Source organism: Methylomonas sp. BG-2 (assembly GCF_057766305.1).
The window spans coordinates 1-1,414 of sequence record NZ_JBYMAP010000466.1 but is presented as its reverse complement, the minus strand read 5'-3'; the positions used below and the strand labels follow the sequence as shown (position 1 = coordinate 1,414).

Genomic DNA, 1,414 nt, shown 5'->3' with positions numbered 1-1,414 from the left:
CGGGATGAACGACCTATCCTCAACTCAACGACATTGGCAACGCCCCTCGGCCAATGGTGGCTCATGACTCGAGCAGCCACCGGCTCATCCAAGCTCGAACGGCGCTCGCAATCCCGAGCAACCCCGCCGAATAAATCCCCTCACCGCCGCCCTCCTCGCCAAGTTGAACCGTAGCGTCGAACCGTTCGCTGAGCGGAGCCGAAGCGTGGACCCGGCTTCAGCCGCGAATATCCGCATCCCCACCCAAGCGCATCCCACTTGAACCATCGCAACCCCAGCCGAACCGATCGAATAAAAATAATTTGAAAGTTCCGATTTTGCGTTTCGTCTTATTCCTCAAAGGGCCGAAACCGACCCCGATCACCCACGAATTTCGCAAAAGGAGTTTTTATGGAATTTTCGCCCCGCCTGGCGTTAAGCCTCGCCGTGACCACCGTTCTCGCCGCGCAAGCGGCCGCCGCCGAACCGGTTGAATTCAACATTCCCGCGCAAAGCCTGTCGCAATCCTTGCTGGCCTATTCGCAAGCCACCGGCATCCGCATCGCGTTCAACGAAGAACTGACCCACGGCTTGAACGCGCCCGCCCTCGCCGGCCGCCTGGAACCGGAATCCGCCTTAAAACAGTTGCTGTCCGGCAGCGGCCTGAGTTTTCGGTTTACGACGCCGCAAGCGGTGGTGCTGAGTCAGGATCACCACAAACCCAATGCCCACCGCCTAGAACCCAATACCACCACGATGGCGCCGGTAACCGTGGTAGGTAGACCGGAGTATGACCCAACCGATCCAAACAATCCGAGCTATGGATTGCCCGACACCCAAACGGCAACCAAGACCAATACGCCGATCATGGAAACGCCGTTTTCAGTTCAGGTCGTTCCTCGCGCCGTCATGAACGACCGAAAAGCCAATTCACTGCAGGAAGCCGTGGAAACGGTAAGCGGAGTCGGATTCATGCCGGTTGACGGCGGTGTCTATAATGTATTCGTGATGCGCGGCTTCGTCGGCGATTCGACGGTTTTCCGCAACGGTTTGCACTTGGAGGGCTTTAACTTCGACACCGCCAACCTGGATCGGATCGAGGTGTTGAAAGGGCCGGCGGCGATGCTTTACGGACGCGGCCAACCCGGCGGTCTGATCAATATCGCGACCAAGCAAGCCTTGGATCAAGATTATCGCGCCATCGAGCAACAATTCGGTTCCTACGATTTTTACCGCACCCATTTGGATATCGGCGGGCCGTTGAATGACGATAAAACGCTGCTTTATCGTTTGAATGTTGCGTATCAGGACAACAACTCGTTTCGTGACTACGTATCCATGGAACGGGTGTTGGTTGCCCCAACCGTGGCCTGGCGACCGTCCGATCGCACTGAAGTCAGTCTGGGCCTTGAATTTTAAAACGATAATTTCCAGC

The 1,414-nt window shown here is 56.6% G+C and carries 1 protein-coding gene; it reads left to right on the top strand.

Translation table 11 applies throughout. The features are described from left to right. The first annotated feature begins 390 nt into the window (after positions 1–390). Entirely contained in the window at positions 391–1,398 is a 1,008-nt protein-coding gene (locus AC3B8H_RS21325) for a TonB-dependent siderophore receptor (protein ID WP_488443511.1), read from the top strand. The last annotated feature ends 16 nt before the right edge of the window (positions 1,399–1,414 follow it).

Coding starts and splice junctions, on each gene's coding strand:
- AC3B8H_RS21325 (WP_488443511.1), top strand. CDS start 391: ATGGAATTTTCGCCCCGCCTGGCGTTAAGCCTCGCCGTGACCACCGTT.